Annotated in this window: 19 protein-coding genes; 18 read left to right on the plus strand and 1 reads right to left on the minus strand. The window is 61.7% G+C overall.

Features of this window, described 5'->3' with window-relative positions:
• Positions 1-171: 171 nt before the first annotated feature.
• Positions 172-990, minus strand: a complete 819-nt coding sequence (gene suhB / locus BT125_RS14985; protein WP_003185165.1) for a type III secretion system regulator SuhB — start codon at positions 988-990, stop codon at positions 172-174.
• Between the two features lie 144 nt (positions 991-1,134).
• Between suhB and trmJ the strand changes: the two genes are divergently transcribed.
• The 18 genes from trmJ to bamB all read left to right on the plus strand — a co-directional run bounded on the left by trmJ (position 1,135) and on the right by bamB (position 16,214).
• Positions 1,135-1,905 (plus strand): tRNA (cytosine(32)/uridine(32)-2'-O)-methyltransferase TrmJ, encoded by a 771-nt coding sequence (gene trmJ / locus BT125_RS14990; protein WP_072408080.1) that lies wholly within the window; start codon positions 1,135-1,137, stop codon positions 1,903-1,905.
• Between the two features lies 1 nt (position 1,906).
• Positions 1,907-2,683 (plus strand): serine O-acetyltransferase, encoded by a 777-nt coding sequence (gene cysE, locus BT125_RS14995; protein WP_060739095.1) that lies wholly within the window; start codon positions 1,907-1,909, stop codon positions 2,681-2,683.
• Positions 2,684-2,933: 250 nt separating this feature from the next.
• Positions 2,934-3,425 carry a Fe-S cluster assembly transcriptional regulator IscR gene (gene iscR, locus BT125_RS15000; protein WP_003185160.1) on the plus strand — a complete coding sequence of 164 codons (492 nt, stop codon included), beginning with the start codon at positions 2,934-2,936 and terminating at the stop codon, positions 3,423-3,425.
• A 50-nt stretch (positions 3,426-3,475) separates the two neighbouring features.
• Complete coding sequence (locus tag BT125_RS15005) at positions 3,476-4,690, plus strand: IscS subfamily cysteine desulfurase (protein ID WP_072408082.1); 1,215 nt, start codon at positions 3,476-3,478, stop codon at positions 4,688-4,690.
• 43 nt (positions 4,691-4,733) lie between these two features.
• Positions 4,734-5,120, plus strand: coding sequence for a Fe-S cluster assembly scaffold IscU (gene iscU, locus BT125_RS15010; protein WP_003185157.1), 387 nt, complete (start codon positions 4,734-4,736; stop codon positions 5,118-5,120).
• 25 nt (positions 5,121-5,145) lie between these two features.
• Positions 5,146-5,469, plus strand: a complete 324-nt coding sequence (iscA, locus tag BT125_RS15015) for an iron-sulfur cluster assembly protein IscA (RefSeq protein WP_003185155.1) — start codon at positions 5,146-5,148, stop codon at positions 5,467-5,469.
• Between the two features lie 8 nt (positions 5,470-5,477).
• Entirely contained in the window at positions 5,478-5,999 is a 522-nt protein-coding gene (gene hscB / locus BT125_RS15020; protein ID WP_072408084.1) for a co-chaperone HscB, read from the plus strand.
• Between the two features lie 50 nt (positions 6,000-6,049).
• A complete protein-coding gene (gene hscA, locus BT125_RS15025; protein WP_072408086.1) occupies positions 6,050-7,912 on the plus strand; it encodes a Fe-S protein assembly chaperone HscA in 1,863 nt (620 codons plus the stop codon).
• A 3-nt stretch (positions 7,913-7,915) separates the two neighbouring features.
• Positions 7,916-8,257 carry an ISC system 2Fe-2S type ferredoxin gene (gene fdx, locus BT125_RS15030; protein WP_042727996.1) on the plus strand — a complete coding sequence of 114 codons (342 nt, stop codon included), beginning with the start codon at positions 7,916-7,918 and terminating at the stop codon, positions 8,255-8,257.
• A 13-nt stretch (positions 8,258-8,270) separates the two neighbouring features.
• Complete coding sequence (iscX, locus tag BT125_RS15035; protein ID WP_072408088.1) at positions 8,271-8,471, plus strand: Fe-S cluster assembly protein IscX; 201 nt, start codon at positions 8,271-8,273, stop codon at positions 8,469-8,471.
• An 87-nt stretch (positions 8,472-8,558) separates the two neighbouring features.
• Entirely contained in the window at positions 8,559-8,984 is a 426-nt protein-coding gene (ndk, locus tag BT125_RS15040; RefSeq protein WP_042727994.1) for a nucleoside-diphosphate kinase, read from the plus strand.
• Between the two features lie 28 nt (positions 8,985-9,012).
• Positions 9,013-10,161 carry a dual-specificity RNA methyltransferase RlmN gene (gene rlmN, locus BT125_RS15045; RefSeq protein ID WP_053118626.1) on the plus strand — a complete coding sequence of 383 codons (1,149 nt, stop codon included), beginning with the start codon at positions 9,013-9,015 and terminating at the stop codon, positions 10,159-10,161.
• Between the two features lie 12 nt (positions 10,162-10,173).
• Positions 10,174-10,932: a type IV pilus biogenesis/stability protein PilW gene (pilW, locus tag BT125_RS15050; protein WP_072408090.1), complete on the plus strand. Its 759-nt coding sequence runs from the start codon at positions 10,174-10,176 to the stop codon at positions 10,930-10,932.
• On the plus strand, positions 10,932-11,963 hold the full coding sequence (locus BT125_RS15055; RefSeq protein WP_072408092.1) for a RodZ domain-containing protein: 1,032 nt from the start codon (positions 10,932-10,934) through the stop codon (positions 11,961-11,963). Before pilW ends, BT125_RS15055 begins: the two co-directional genes overlap by 1 nt.
• 3 nt (positions 11,964-11,966) lie before the next feature.
• Complete coding sequence (ispG, locus tag BT125_RS15060) at positions 11,967-13,076, plus strand: flavodoxin-dependent (E)-4-hydroxy-3-methylbut-2-enyl-diphosphate synthase (protein WP_003185136.1); 1,110 nt, start codon at positions 11,967-11,969, stop codon at positions 13,074-13,076.
• Positions 13,077-13,098: 22 nt separating this feature from the next.
• Positions 13,099-14,388: a histidine--tRNA ligase gene (hisS, locus tag BT125_RS15065; RefSeq protein WP_025212010.1), complete on the plus strand. Its 1,290-nt coding sequence runs from the start codon at positions 13,099-13,101 to the stop codon at positions 14,386-14,388.
• A 40-nt stretch (positions 14,389-14,428) separates the two neighbouring features.
• Entirely contained in the window at positions 14,429-15,070 is a 642-nt protein-coding gene (locus BT125_RS15070; protein WP_025212011.1) for a YfgM family protein, read from the plus strand.
• Complete coding sequence (gene bamB, locus BT125_RS15075; protein WP_060739088.1) at positions 15,063-16,214, plus strand: outer membrane protein assembly factor BamB; 1,152 nt, start codon at positions 15,063-15,065, stop codon at positions 16,212-16,214. Before BT125_RS15070 ends, bamB begins: the two co-directional genes overlap by 8 nt.
• The last annotated feature ends 139 nt before the right edge of the window (positions 16,215-16,353 follow it).

Raw genomic sequence — 16,353 nt, forward strand, 5'->3', positions numbered from 1 at the left:
GAAAAAAGCACCCTTCGGGGTGCTTTTTTTGTGCCCGGCTTTCGGGCATCCCTCAACCCCTGTGGGAGCGAGCTTGCTCGCCACAAAGGGAGGTGCTTGCCTACATGAGGGCAGATTCCAGCAGGCATAAAAAAAGCACCCCGAAAGGTGCTTTTTCTGTAGCCGAGCGGCTTAACGCTTCAACGAAGCCGGCAGGTGCGGCTGGATAGCAGTCAGCACAGCCTTGAAGCATTTGGTGTTGCCGGCAACGATGTGGCCTTTTTCAAGGAAGTCGTGGCCGCCGGTGAAGTCGCTCACCAAGCCACCGGCTTCCTGGATCAGCAGGGCGCCCGCTGCCATGTCCCACTCGGACAGGCCCGACTCCCAGAACGCATCGAAACGACCCGCAGCCACGTAAGCCAGGTCCAGGCTCGCAGCGCCGGCGCGGCGGATGCCGGCGGTCTGGCCGACCAGGGCGCGGAACATGCCCAGGTAGTTGTCCAGGTTGTCCATCTGGTCATCACGGAACGGGAAGCCGGTACCCAGCAGGGCGCCGTCCAGGCTGGTGCGGCCGCTGACGCGCAGGCGACGGCCGTTCAGTTGGGCGCCACGGCCACGGCTGGCGGTGAATTCTTCCTGGCGAACCGGGTCCAGCACGACAGCGTGTTCCAGGCGGCCACGGTATTTGCAGGCGATGCTGACAGCGAAGTGAGGAATGCCGCGCAGGAAGTTGGTGGTGCCGTCCAGCGGATCAATGATCCACAGGTACTCTTCGCCTTCGATGCCAGTACCGGCGTGCATGCCGGTCTCTTCACCGAGGATGGAGTGGTTCGGGTAAGCCTTGCGCAGAGCGTCGACGATCTTTTGCTCGGCGGCGCGATCAACCTCGGACACGTAGTCCTTGGCGTCTTTTTCATCGACCTTGATGGTATCCAGGCGCTCGATGGAGCGGAAGATCAGTTCACTGGCGCTGCGGGCGGCGCGCAGCGCGATATTCAGCATGGGCTGCATGGATGTGTCACCTAAGGTTGTTAAAGAAAGCCGCGCATTCTATCAGAAAGTTTTCCGAGGAGAAGGTTGGTGTTCGCTTTCATAGCTTAACGGTAGGTGCTTATGTAAGATTTGCTCCCTTTATCGTGTTCGAGAGCGCCTCCCTTGTTGCAGAACATTCGTGTCGTCCTGGTCAATACCAGCCATCCGGGTAACATCGGCGGAGCTGCGCGGGCCATGAAGAACATGGGCCTGTCGCGCCTGGTGCTGGTCGAGCCGCGCTTGTTTCCCCATCACGAAGCCGACGCCCGGGCCTCCGGTGCCGGTGACATCCTGGCCAGCGCGCAAGTCGTCGCCACCCTCGAAGATGCCCTGGTGGGTTGCAACCTGGTGCTCGGCACCAGCGCTCGCGACCGGCGTATTCCCTGGCCGCTGCTCGACCCCCGCGAATGCGGCACCAAAGTGGTCGAGGAGGCTGCGCAAGGCTTTGAAATCGCCCTGGTGTTCGGCCGTGAAGACTCCGGCCTGACCAACGACGAGCTGCAGCGATGTCACTTTCACGTGCATATCCCTTCCGACCCCGAGTTCAGCTCCTTGAACCTGGGGGCGGCGGTGCAGGTGTTGAGTTATGAAGTGCGCATGGCTTGGCTGGCGGCCGAAGGCAAGCCCAGCAAAGTCGAAAAAACCGAGGTCACGTCGCCGCGCAGTGAGACACTGGCGACCATGGACGAGTTGGAACGATTCTATGAGCACCTGGAGCAGACCCTGGTGGACATCGAGTTCCTCGACCCGGAAAAGCCGCGGCACTTGATGGCGCGCCTGCGTCGGTTGTACGGACGAAGCTCGGTCAGCCGGGCGGAGATGAATATATTGCGCGGCATCCTCACGGAAACCCAGAAGGCGGCCCGTGGCGAGCTGATTAAGCGGAAGAAATAAAATGTTCGAACGTTTGCGTGAAGATATCCAAAGCGTTTTCCATCGCGACCCAGCGGCGCGCAACGCCTTTGAAGTGCTGACTTGCTACCCGGGCATGCACGCGATCTGGATCCACCGCCTGTCCGGCGCCTTGTGGAACATGGGCTGGAAGTGGCTGGCGAGGCTGGTCTCGAACTTCGGCCGCTGGCTGACCGGGATCGAGATCCACCCGGGCGCCAAGGTCGGCCGTCGGTTCTTCATCGACCACGGCATGGGCATCGTCATCGGCGAAACTGCCGAGATCGGCGACGACGTGACCCTGTACCAGGGTGTGACCCTCGGTGGCACCAGCTGGAACAAAGGCAAGCGTCACCCAACCCTGGAAGACGGCGTTGTGGTCGGTGCCGGCGCCAAGGTGCTGGGACCGTTCACGGTAGGGGCGGGGGCGAAAGTCGGCTCCAACGCCGTGGTGACCAAGGCCGTGCCGCCGGGTGCGACCGTGGTGGGGATTCCGGGGCGGATCATCGTCAAGTCCGATGAGGAGCAGGATGCTCGCCGCAAGGCCATGGCCGAGAAGATCGGCTTCGACGCCTACGGTGTCGGCGAAGACATGCCCGACCCGGTCGCCCGGGCTATCAATCAGTTGCTCGATCACCTGCAGGCCGTCGATGGGCGCCTGGAGGGGATGTGCGGGGCCCTGAAGGACCTGGGCAGTAATTACTGTGCCAAGGACCTGCCTGAACTGCGCGAGGAAGACTTTGCGTGTGTGAAGGACAAGGATCAGAGCCAGGCTGGCTGAAACCCTGCTGGCCTCATCGCGAGCAAGCTCGCTCCCACAGGGATCGCATCAGCACCCGTGATCCAATGTGGGAGCGAGCTTGCTCGCGATAAACAACAACGCGGTATCACTGGTCGCCGCCGACCAGCCTTTGCTATCATGCGCGCGCTCTTTCGCGGGTAAACCTGAGTAAAGTACTAGGTCTTATACTTGACTTAAATACTCGGGAATTGCATACTCGCCCCCATTCCGAACTCCGTGGTAATTGTCCATGCGACTGACTACAAAAGGCCGATACGCCGTGACCGCAATGCTCGATCTGGCATTGCATGCGCAGCACGGGCCGGTGTCCCTGGCCGATATCTCCGAGCGCCAGGGCATTTCCCTGTCTTATCTTGAGCAGCTGTTCGCCAAGCTGCGCCGCAGCAACCTGGTGTCCAGTGTTCGCGGCCCCGGCGGCGGCTATCAGCTGTCGCGGGACATGCAAGGCATCCAGGTCGCCCAGGTGATCGATGCAGTGAACGAATCGGTCGATGCGACCAAATGCCAGGGCCTTGGCGATTGCCATGGCGGCGATACTTGCCTGACCCACCACTTGTGGTGCGACCTCAGCCTGCAGATCCACGAATTTCTGAGCGGTATCAGCTTGGCTGACCTTGTAACTCGCCGTGAGGTGCAAGAAGTAGCCCAGCGTCAGGACCAGCGCCGTTGCAACAGCAAGGCGCCGCACCTGGACAAGATTGAAGCGTCCGCCGTCGAATGACCGCCGCAGAGCAAGCGGAACGCCAGCCAGCCTGATTTAGGAGAGAGTCCATGAAATTGCCGATTTACCTTGATTACTCTGCGACCACCCCGGTTGATCCGCGTGTTGCGCAAAAAATGAGTGAATGCCTGCTGGTCGACGGAAACTTCGGTAACCCGGCGTCCCGTTCCCACGTGTTTGGCTGGAAGGCCGAAGAGTCGGTCGAAAACGCCCGTCGCCAGGTCGCCGACCTGGTCAACGCCGACCCGCGTGAAATCGTCTGGACCTCCGGTGCCACCGAATCCGACAACCTGGCAATCAAGGGTGTCGCGCATTTCTACCACACCAAGGGCAAGCACCTGATCACCTCCAAGATCGAGCACAAGGCTGTCCTGGACACCATGCGCCAACTGGAGCGTGAAGGCTTCGAAGTCACCTACATCGAGCCCGGCGAAGACGGCATCATCACCCCGGCCATGGTCGAAGCCGCCCTGCGCGACGACACCATCCTGGTCTCGATCATGCACGTGAACAACGAAATCGGCACCGTCAACGACATCGCGGCCATCGGCGAACTGACCCGCTCCAAAGGCGTCCTGTTCCACGTCGACGCGGCCCAGTCCACCGGCAAGGTCGACATCGACCTGTCCAAGCTGAAAGTCGACCTGATGTCGTTCTCGGCCCACAAGACCTACGGCCCTAAAGGCATCGGCGCCCTGTACGTCAGCCGCAAGCCGCGTGTTCGCCTCGAAGCGACCATGCACGGCGGCGGTCACGAGCGTGGCATGCGTTCCGGTACCCTGGCGACCCACCAGATCGTCGGCATGGGCGAAGCCTTCCGCGTCGCCAAGGAAGACATGGCCGCCGAGAACGTACGCATCAAGGCCCTGAGCGACCGCTTCTTCAAGCAGGTCGAGCACCTCGAAGAACTCTATGTCAACGGCAGCCTGACCGCCCGCGTACCGCACAACCTGAACCTGAGCTTCAACTACGTTGAAGGCGAGTCGCTGATCATGGCGCTCAAGGATCTGGCCGTGTCGTCCGGTTCGGCGTGCACCTCGGCGTCCCTGGAGCCTTCGTACGTACTGCGCGCCCTGGGCCGCAACGACGAACTGGCCCACAGCTCCATTCGCTTTACCTTCGGCCGTTTCACCACCGAAGAAGAAATCGATTACGCCGCGCAGAAAGTCTGCGAGGCCGTTACCAAGCTGCGCGCTCTGTCGCCGCTGTGGGACATGTACAAAGACGGCGTCGACATTTCGAAAATCGAGTGGGCGGCGCACTGAAGAAGTCGCCACCAGAGCGACTCACTGATGAGGATTGAAGCAAATGGCATATAGCGAAAAGGTCATCGACCACTACGAGAACCCGCGCAACGTCGGCAAGATGGACGCGCAGGATCCTGATGTCGGCACCGGCATGGTCGGCGCGCCGGCGTGCGGCGACGTGATGCGTCTGCAGATCAAGGTCAACGAGCAAGGCATCATCGAAGATGCCAAGTTCAAGACCTACGGCTGCGGCTCGGCCATCGCGTCCAGCTCCCTGGCCACCGAGTGGATGAAGGGCAAGACCCTTGATGAAGCCGAAACCATCAAGAACACCCAGCTGGCCGAAGAACTGGCCCTGCCGCCAGTGAAGATCCACTGCTCGGTACTCGCCGAAGACGCCATCAAGGCCGCCGTTCGCGATTACAAGCAGAAGAAAGGCTTGATCTGATCCGCGTTACGGTAAGGAGTTTTCCATGGCTATCCAGATGACAGAAGCGGCAGCTAACCATATCCAGCGCTCACTCGCGGGGCGCGGCAAGGGCGAGGGTATCCGCCTGGGTGTTCGCACCACGGGCTGTTCTGGTCTCGCCTATGTACTGGAGTTCGTCGACGAAGTGGGCGAAGACGATCAGGTATTCGAAAGTCATGGTCAGAAAGTGATCATCGACCCGAAAAGCCTGACGTACCTGGACGGCACCGAACTGGATTTCGTCAAGGAAGGGTTGAACGAAGGCTTCAAGTTCAACAACCCCAACGTGCGCGGTGAATGTGGCTGCGGCGAAAGCTTCAACATCTGAGGCGGCTTGTGGGTACTCCTTGTCATTTTGCGTTGTTCCAGATGCAGCCTGCGTTCCAGCTGGATCTCGAGCAGTTGTCCGCGCGTTATCTTGAATTGGCCCGTGGCGTCCATCCCGACCGCTTTGCCGATGCCTCCGAGGCGGAGCAGCGGCGGGCGCTCGAGCAGTCGGCGAACCTCAACGAGGCTTACCAGACGCTCAAGAGTCCTGCCAAGCGCGCGCGTTACCTGCTCGCCATCAGCGGCCATGAGTTGCCGCTGGAGGTCACGGTCCACGATCCCGAGTTTCTTTTGCAGCAGATGCAGTGGCGCGAAGAGCTCGAGGACCTGCAGGACAGCGCCGACCTGGCCGGTGTCGCGGTATTCAAGCGGCGCTTGAAAGACGCCCAGCAAACACTGAACGATAGCTTCGCAGCCTGCTGGAACGATGCCGCGCAACGCGAACAGGCCGAACGCCTGATGCGGCGCATGCAGTTCCTCGACAAGCTCACCTACGAAGTGCGCCAGCTAGAAGAGCGCCTCGACGATTAACCCAGTGCCGCTCCGGTCGCACGCCTGATTACAGATAAGTCCTGATTACGATGGCCCTACTGCAGATCGCCGAACCCGGCCAAAGTCCACAACCGCACCAGCGTCGCCTGGCTGTCGGGATCGACTTGGGTACTACCAATTCCCTGGTCGCTGCCTTGCGCAGCGGTCTTTCCGAGCCGCTGGCCGATGAACAGGGGCAGGTGATCCTGCCGTCCGCTGTTCGCTATCACGCCGATCGCGTCGAAGTGGGCGAGTCGGCCAAGCTGGCCGCCGCCACTGACCCTCTGAACACCATTGTCTCGGTCAAGCGCTTGATGGGTCGTGGTCTGTCCGACGTCAAGCAATTGGGCGACCAGCTGCCGTACCGCTTCGTCGGTGGCGAATCCCACATGCCGTTCATCGAAACCGTGCAAGGCCCGAAAAGCCCGGTCGAGGTTTCCGCCGACATCCTCAAGGTCCTGCGCCAGCGTGCCGAAGCGGCGTTGGGCGGTGAACTGGTGGGCGCGGTCATCACCGTCCCGGCCTATTTCGACGACGCCCAGCGCCAAGCCACCAAGGACGCCGCCAAGCTGGCCGGCCTTAACGTGCTGCGCCTGCTCAACGAGCCGACTGCCGCTGCCGTCGCGTATGGCCTCGACCAGCATGCCGAAGGCCTGGTCGCGATCTACGACCTGGGCGGCGGTACATTCGATATTTCTATCCTGCGCCTGACCGGCGGTGTTTTCGAAGTCCTGGCCACCGGTGGCGACAGTGCCCTGGGTGGCGATGACTTCGACCACGCCATCGCCGGCTGGATCATCGAGCAAGCGGGCTTGTCCGCCGACCTCGACCCGGGTGCGCAACGCCACCTGCTGCAAACCGCTTGCGCCGCCAAGGAAGCCTTGACCGACGCTGCCGCCGTTGAAGTCGCTTATGGCGACTGGAAAGCCTCGCTGAGCCGTGCCGCCTTCGATGCATTGATCGAACCCATGGTCGCCCGCAGCCTCAAGGCCTGCCGCCGTGCCGTGCGTGATTCCGGCATCGAGCTCGAAGACGTCAAGGCCGTGGTCATGGTGGGCGGTTCGACCCGCGTGCCTCGGGTTCGCGAAGCCGTCGCCGAGGCCTTTGGCCGCCAGCCGCTGACCGAAATCGACCCGGACCAGGTGGTCGCCATCGGCGCCGCGATCCAGGCCGATACCCTGGCCGGCAACAAGCGCGACGGCGGCGAACTGCTGTTGCTCGACGTGATTCCGTTGTCCCTGGGGCTGGAAACCATGGGCGGCCTGATGGAGAAGGTGATTCCACGCAACACCACCATCCCGGTTGCCCGCGCCCAGGACTTCACCACCTATAAAGACGGCCAGTCGGCCATGATGGTCCACGTGCTGCAAGGCGAGCGTGAGCTGATCAGTGACTGCCGTTCCCTGGCCCGCTTCGAACTGCGCGGCATCCCGCCGATGGTGGCCGGGGCGGCGAAGATCCGCGTGACCTTCCAGGTCGATGCCGACGGTTTGCTCAACGTTTCCGCCCGCGAACTGGCTTCGGGCGTGGAAGCGAGCATCCAGGTCAAGCCGTCCTATGGCCTGACCGACGGCGAAATCGCCAAGATGCTCAAGGATTCCTTCCAGCACGCCAGCGACGACAAAGTGGCCCGTGTGCTGCGTGAGCAGCAGGTCGACGCCCAGCGTCTGATCGAAGCCGTGCAGGGGGCCCTTGAAGCCGACGGCGAGCGTTTGCTGGATGCCGAAGAACGCATGGTCATCGAGCTGCAGATGCAGGAACTGTCCGAATTGATGAAAGGCACCGATGGTTATGCCATCGAGCAGCAGACCAAGCGTCTGTCGCAAGTCACCGATGCCTTTGCTGCCCGCCGCCTGGACTCGACGGTCAAAGCCGCCCTGGCGGGGCGCAACCTGAATGAAATCGAGGAATAACTGATGCCGCAGATCATTTTTCTGCCACACGCCGAGCATTGCCCGGACGGTATGGTGGTAGAGGCCGAAACCGGCAAGTCCCTGCTTGAAGTGGCCCATGACAACCACATCGAGATCGAGAGCGCCTGCGGCGGCGTTTGTGCCTGCACCACGTGCCATTGCATCATTCGCGAGGGTTTCGACTCGCTGAATGAAGCCGATGAGCTGGAAGAGGACTATCTTGATCGGGCGTGGGGCCTGGAGCCGACGTCGCGCCTGACCTGTCAGGCCAAGGTCGGCACCGAAGACCTGGTGGTCGAAATCCCGAAATATTCGCTTAACCATGCGGCCGAAGCGCCGCACTGATGGTGACACTGTCATGAGCTATGGTTGGAATGACGTACAACGCATCGCGGAAGAGTTGGCCGAGGCCCACGAAGGGCTCGATCCGTACTCTGTAGGTTTCGTCCGTCTGCAGCAGATGATCCTGGATCTGCCTGACTTCGATGCCACCTCTGGCCGAGTCGGCGAGAAGGTGTTGGAAGCGGTTCAGGAACTCTGGGCCAAAGAATTGGACTGATCGCCTCGCAGGTTAGGCAATACCCAAGAACCCGCGTATAATTCGCGGGTTTAATTTTTCGTAAATTACCGTTTCTGGAGTTACACCATGGCTGTTCAACGTACTTTCTCCATCATCAAGCCTGACGCCGTTGCTAAAAACGTGATCGGCAAGATCGTTACCCGTTTCGAAGACGCTGGCCTGCGCGTTGTAGCTTCGAAAATGAAGCAACTGTCCAAAGCCGAAGCCGAAGGCTTCTACGCTGAGCACAGCGAGCGCGGTTTCTTCGGTGAACTGGTTGCCTTCATGACTTCCGGTCCGGTTGTCGTTCAGGTGCTGGAAGGCGAAAACGCCATCGCTCGCAACCGTGAGCTGATGGGCGCTACCAACCCTAAAGAAGCCGCTGCCGGCACCATCCGTGCTGACTTCGCCGAGTCCATCGACGCCAACGCCGTCCACGGTTCGGACTCCGAAGCCGCTGCAGCTCGCGAAATCGCTTACTTTTTCTCCGCTACTGAAGTAACCACTCGCTAAGCCCAGGCTTTTGAGTGAAGGTGAATCCATGACTACATCGAACGGCAAAACCAACCTGTTGGGCCTGACCCAGCCGGAAATGGAGAAATTCTTCGACTCGATCGGGGAGAAGCGTTTCCGTGCCGGCCAGGTGATGAAATGGATTCACCACTTTGGCGTCGACGACTTCGACGCCATGACGAATGTCGGCAAGGCCCTGCGTGAAAAGCTCAAGGCTGTTGCCGAGATTCGCGGCCCCGAAGTGGTCAGCCAGGACATTTCCAGCGACGGCACCCGCAAGTGGGTGGTGCGCGTGGCGTCCGGCAGCTGCGTCGAGACCGTCTACATTCCCCAGGGCAAGCGCGGCACCTTGTGCGTTTCGTCCCAGGCAGGCTGTGCCTTGGATTGCAGTTTCTGCTCCACCGGCAAGCAAGGCTTCAATAGCAACCTCACCGCCGCCGAAGTGATCGGCCAGGTGTGGATTGCCAACAAATCCTTTGGCAGCGTCCCGGCGACCGTCGACCGTGCCATCACCAACGTGGTGATGATGGGCATGGGTGAGCCGCTGCTGAACTTCGACAATGTCGTTTCCGCCATGCACCTGATGATGGACGACCTGGGCTACGGCATCTCCAAGCGCCGCGTGACCCTGTCCACCTCCGGCGTGGTGCCGATGATCGATGAGCTGGCCAAGCACATCGACGTCTCCCTGGCGTTGTCGCTGCACGCACCCAATGACGCATTGCGTAACCAATTGGTGCCGATCAACAAGAAGTATCCGCTTAAGATGCTGCTCGAGTCGTGCCAGCGCTACATGTCGTCCCTGGGCGAAAAACGCGTGCTGACCATCGAGTACACGCTGCTCAAGGATGTGAACGACAAGGTCGAGCACGCGGTCGAGATGATCGAGTTGCTCAAGAACATCCCGTGCAAGATCAACCTGATCCCGTTCAACCCGTTCCCGCATTCCGGTTACGAGCGTCCGAGCAACAACGCGATTCGTCGCTTCCAGGATCAGCTTCACCACGCTGGCTTCAACGTCACCGTGCGCACCACTCGCGGCGAAGACATCGACGCCGCCTGTGGCCAATTGGTAGGACAGGTGCTGGATCGCACCCGTCGCAGCGAACGCTACATTGCCGTGCGTGAGTTGAACGCCGCGGACGATGCGGTGCAAAACGCTGCGAACAGTCACTAAGAGAGGAACTCTATGTCCCTGCGCTTCGCGCTCGTTTTGCTGTTGGCCGGCCTGTGTTCCGGTTGTGTCCTGTCGGGTGACTACAACCCGATGAAGACCAGCAAAGGGCGTGACGAGGCACGTGTGGCCTATGTGCAACTGGGCATCGGCTATCTGCAGCAGGGCATGACCGAACGGGCCAAGGTGCCGCTCAAGAAGGCCCTGGAGCTGGACGATTCCGACCCGGATGCCAACGCGGCCCTGGCCCTGGTGTTCCAGGCCGAGATGGAGTCGGAACTGGCCGACCAGCATTTTCGCAAGGCGCTGTCCGGCCGCCCCCAGGATGCACGGATCCTGAACAACTACGGCAGCTTTCTTTTCGAGCAGAAACGCTACAAGGAAGCCTACGAGCGCTTCGAGCAGGCTGCCGCCGATACCCTTTACCCCGAGCGTTCGCGGGTTTTCGAGAACCTCGGCATGACGGCCGCGCAGTTGGGCCAGCGTGACCTGGCCCGCCAGCAGCTCGAAAAGGCGCTGCGGCTCAACCGCCAGCAACCGCGGGCGCTGCTGGAAATGGCTGAGTTGTCCTACGAAGACAGGCATTATGTGCCCGCGCGTGACTACTACGAGCGTTTTAGCCTGCTGAGCGAGCAAAATGCACGTAGTCTATTGCTCGGCGTTCGGCTGGCACATGTGTTTGAAGATCGCGACAAGGCTGCGAGTTACGGCTTGCAACTCAAAAGACTCTATCCCGGTACGCCGGAATATCAGCAATACCTGTCGGAGCAATGATGAAAGCGGCGCATCCCGAAGTTGTAGCAGCGACTCGCGTAAATCCCGGTGAGACCCTGCGTCAAGCCCGCGAAAGCAATGGTTGGTCGCTGGCCGAAGTGGCCCTCAAGCTCAATCTTACCGTGGCTTCCCTGGGCAATCTGGAAGCGGGCGCGTTCGACAAGCTGCCTGGGCACACCTTCGCCCGGGGCTATATCCGCGCCTATGCCAAGTTGCTCGGCATGGACCAGACCGTGCTGGTCCAGCAATTCGATCAATACACCGGTTCCGATGCCCAGGGCAGCAACGTGCACAGCCTGGGGCGCATCGAAGAGCCGGTTCGCGTTTCCCACACCATTTTGCGCATCGTCAGCCTGTTGCTGCTGATCGCGGTGATCGGTGGCGGTTTTGTCTGGTGGCAGGACCAGGCGTCCTTGCGCAACAAGGAGCCCGTCGCCATGAACCCCGAGCACGTCGAGGTCGAGGGCGCTGACGGCACCACCCAGATCCATCCGCTGGACGAGCCGGAAGACCAGGCTGTCGTCGAAGGCCAGGCCGAAGGCGAAACCACCCTGGCGTTGCCGCAAAGCCAGGACGACGCCGATGCCCAGGCGGGTGCCGAGCCGGCTGTTCCAGCTCCGGCACCGACGGCACCGGCTGCCCCGAACACCGGCAGCGCACCGATTGCCACGGCACCGGCCGCGCCGAGTACGCCAGCACCGACCGCGGCTGCGCCTGCGACCCACGCCGCGCCGACCGCTCCAGTCGCCCCGGCAGCTCCGACGGCCCCGACCCCAGCGCCAGTCGCGGGTGAAGGCCAGGTGCAGATTCAGTTTGTCGCCGACTGCTGGACGCAGATCACCGACGGCAACGGCAAGGTGCTGTTCAGCGGCCTCAAGCGCAAGGGCGACAGCACCGCCGTCAACGGCAAGCCGCCGTTTGCCGTGCGCCTGGGGTATGCCCGTGGCGCCCAGGTCAGCTACAACGGCCAGCCGGTCGACATCGCTCCGTTCACCAGTGGCGAGACCGCTCGCCTGAAGTTGGGTCAATAAGTCATGCACGGCGAATCTCCAATCAAGCGTCGCGAATCCCGAAAGATCTGGGTCGGTAACGTGCCCGTGGGCGGCGATGCGCCTATCGCTGTGCAGAGCATGACCAACAGCGACACCAATGACGTGGCCGCCACGGTCGCGCAGATCAACCGCCTGGAAGCCGCCGGTGTCGACATCGTGCGGGTTTCCGTGCCGGACATGGACGCCGCCGAGGCGTTCGGCAAGATCAAGCAACTGGTCAAGGTCCCCTTGGTCGCCGACATTCACTTCGACTACCGCATCGCCCTGCGCGTGGCCGAACTGGGCGTCGATTGCCTGCGCATCAACCCGGGCAACATCGGTCGCGAAGACCGTGTGCGCGCCGTGGTGGACGCCGCCCGCGACCGGGGCATCCCGATCCGCATCGGCGTCAATGCCGGTTCCCTGGAAAAAGACCTGCAAAAGAAATACGGCGAACCGACCCCGGCGGCGCTGGTGGAATCCGCCCTGCGCCACGTCGAGCACCTGGAGCGCCTGAATTTCCAGGACTTCAAGGTCAGCGTGAAGGCCTCCGACGTGTTCATGGCCGTCGAAGCCTACCGCTTGCTGGCCAAGGAAATCGTCCAGCCGCTGCACCTGGGCATCACCGAAGCCGGTGGGTTGCGTTCGGGCACGGTGAAATCCGCCGTCGGCCTCGGTATGCTGCTCGCCGAAGGGATTGGCGATACCATCCGCATCTCGTTGGCGGCTGATCCGGTCGAGGAAGTGAAAGTCGGCTACGACATTCTCAAGTCCCTGCACCTGCGTTCCCGTGGCATCAACTTCATCGCCTGCCCGAGCTGCTCGCGGCAGAACTTCGATGTGGTCAAGACCATGAACGAACTGGAAGGGCGCCTCGAAGACCTGCTGGTGCCGCTGGATGTCGCGGTGATCGGTTGCGTGGTCAACGGGCCGGGCGAAGCCAAGGAGGCCCATATCGGCCTGACTGGTGGTACCCCGAACCTGATTTACATCGACGGCAAGCCGTCGCAGAAACTGACGAATGACAATCTGGTGGATGAGCTGGAACGGCTGATTCGCCAGAAAGCGGCCGAAAAGGTCGAAGCCGACGCAGCGGTCATCGCGCGCGGTTAAGTCGAAAGATTAAGGAATAGACGTGAGCAAGTCTCTGCAAGCCATTCGTGGCATGAACGACATCCTGCCCGAGCAGACGCCCCTGTGGCGCTATTTCGAGGGCACCGTGGCGCGCCTGCTGGATAACTACGGTTACCGGCAGATCCGCATGCCAATCGTCGAGTTCACCGAGCTGTTCAAGCGCTCCATCGGTGAAGTGACCGACATCGTCGAAAAAGAGATGTACACCTTCGACGACCGCAACGGCGATTCCCTGACCCTGCGCCCCGAAGGCACAGCGGCCTGCGTGCGTGCGGTGCTCGAACACGGCATCACCGGCGGCGGCCAGGTGCAGAAACTCTGGTACGTCGGCCCGATGTTCCGTCACGAGCGCCCGCAGAAAGGCCGTTATCGCCAGTTCCACCAGATTGGCCTGGAAGTGTTCAACCTCGAGGGCCCGGACATCGACGCCGAGCTGATCGTCATGACCTGGCGCCTGTGGGGCGAACTGGGGCTGCGTGACGCGGTCAAGCTCGAGCTCAACAGCCTGGGCACCAGTGAGTCCCGTGGCCGCTACCGCGAAGCGTTGGTGGAGTTTCTTTCCGCGCATCTGGACAAGCTCGACGAAGACAGCCAGCGCCGTCTGAAGACCAATCCGCTGCGCGTGCTCGACACCAAGAACGCCGATACCCAAGCGGTCCTGGTCGACGCGCCGAAAATGGCCGACTACCTCGACGACGAGTCCCGTGCGCACTTCGAAGGGCTGAAGGCGCGCCTCGACGCTGTCGGCATTCCCTACGTGATCAACCCTAAGTTGGTTCGCGGCCTGGATTACTACAGCAAGACGGTCTTTGAGTGGGTCACCGACAAACTCGGCGCCCAGGGCACCGTCTGTGCCGGCGGCCGCTACGACGGGCTGGTGGAGCAGATGGGCGGCAAGCCGACCCCGGGCGTGGGCTTTGCCATGGGCATCGAGCGCCTGGTGCTAATGTTGGAAGCCTTGGACAAGGTACCCGAAGAACTGTCCCGTCAGGTCGACGTCTACCTGTGCGCCTTTGGCGAGGCCGCCGAACTGGCCGCCTTGTCGTTGAGCGAGCGGATCCGCGACCAGTTGCCCAACCTGCGCTTGCAGATCAACGCCGGCGCCGGCAGCTTCAAGAGCCAATTCAAGAAGGCCGACAAGAGCGGTGCGCTGTACGCACTGATCCTCGGTGACGACGAACTGGCCCAACAAGTGGTAGGTTTCAAACCCCTGCGTGGCCAGGGCGAACAACAAAGCATTGCCTGGGATGCGCTTGCTGCACACCTGGCCACCTGCGTCGTGCAGGGTTGAAGCTGTCAAACAGCCGATTTAGCGATTAAGGAGTATTGGGGTGTCGAGTACCGAAGATGAACAGCTGGCGGATTTGAAGGACTGGTGGACGCGCAACGGCAAGCCGCTGGTCACTGGCGGCCTGTTGGCGCTGGTCATCGTGTTCGGCTGGCAGGCCTACCAGAAATACCAGAGCAACCAGTCGCAAGGCGCCTCGGTGCTCTACCAGCAATTGCTGGAAACCACCCTGACCCCGGACGGCAAGCCTGACCCTGCCCGTGTGGCGGACCTGGCCGGCAAGCTGGACAAGGAATTCGGCGGCACTGCCTACGCGCAGTACGGTCGCCTGTTCGTGGCCAAGGTGGCGGTGGACAGCGGCAAGCTGGACGACGCCGCGACCGAGCTCAAAGGTATCGTCGACAAGCCGGCCAACCCGACCCTGGGCGAAGTGGCGCGTCAGCGCCTGGCGCAGGTGCTGGCGGCACAGAACAAGGCCGAAGACGCCTTGAAGCTGCTCGACGGCGATGCCGACAAGGCGTTCCTGGCGACCCGCGAAGAACTCAAGGGCGACCTGCTGGTACAGCTGGGCCGTGCCGATGAGGCCCATGCGGCCTACCAAAAAGCCAAGGCTGCGCTGTCGGATGAAGCCGCGGTCGGTGGCCTGCAAATCAAGCTGGACGACCTGGCCAAAGGGGATGCGTGACGTGATCCAGTGGAAACATGCAGCATTGCTGGCCCTGGCCATTCTGGCCGCGGGTTGCAGCAGCAACAGCAAGAAAGAACTGCCACCGGCCGAGCTGACCGACTTCAAAGAAGAAGTCGTGCTGCAGAAGCAGTGGAGCCGCTCCATCGGCGATGGCCAGGGTGAAACCTACAACATGCTGGTGCCGGCCATCGATGGCGACACCATCTATGCCGGCGACGTCACGGGCGTGGTCATGGCGATGGATCGCAGCAATGGCGACGTCAAATGGGAGAAAGATCTCGAACTGCCTGTTTCCGGCGCCGTTGGCGTGGGTTACGGCCTGGTCATGATCGGCACGCTCAAGGGCGAGATCGTCGCCCTGGACGCGAGCAGCGGTGAAGAGAAATGGCGCGCCCGGGTGACCAGCGAAGTGCTCGCACCACCCGCCACCAACGGCGACGTGGTGGTGATCCAGACCCAGGATGACCGGCTGATTGGCCTGGATGCCGCCACCGGCAACCAGCGCTGGTTGTACGACAGCACCCCGGCGGTACTGACCCTGCGCGGCACCAGTGCGCCGATCGTCACCAACCGCCTGGCGGTGGCTGGCTTGTCGACCGGTAAAGTGGTGGCCCTGGATGTTTCCAACGGCGTGCCGGTCTGGGAGCAGCGCGTAGCCATCCCGCAAGGTCGTTCGGAGCTGGAGCGTGTGGTCGACATCGACGGCGGCTTGCTGCTGTCCGGCGGTACGTTGTATGTCGCCAGCTACCAGGGCCGCGTGGCGGCACTGGACCTGGAAAGCGGTCGTCCGTTGTGGCAGCGCGATGCGTCCAGTTACGCCGGTGTCGCCCAAGGCTTTGGCAGCGTCTACGTGAGCCTGTCCTCGGGCACCGTCGAAGGCGTTGACGAGCGTTCCACCACCGCCTTGTGGAGCAACGATTCCCTGGCCCGTCGTCAATTGTCGGCCCCGGAAGTGTTCTCCAGCTACGTCGCAGTGGGTGACCTGGAAGGTTACCTGCACCTGCTCAGCCAGGTGGACGGTCGTTTCGTCGGCCGTGAGCGCATCGACAGCGACGGCCTGCGTGCCCGTCCGCTGGTGGTGGGCAACATGATCTATGTGTATGGCAACAGCGGCAAACTGGAAGCCCTGACCATCAAGTAAGACTATGCTTGGGGCTAGATCTCAAGCGGCCCGTCCTTTGTGGGAGCGGGCTTGCTCGCGAATACGGTGTATCAGAAGAAAATTTGTTAACTGACACACCGCTTTCGCGAGCAAGCCCGCTCCTATAGGACTGCCTCCG

The sequence above is a fragment of the Pseudomonas sp. NFACC04-2 genome (genome assembly GCF_900119265.1).
Classification (GTDB): domain Bacteria; phylum Pseudomonadota; class Gammaproteobacteria; order Pseudomonadales; family Pseudomonadaceae; genus Aquipseudomonas; species Aquipseudomonas fluorescens_AA.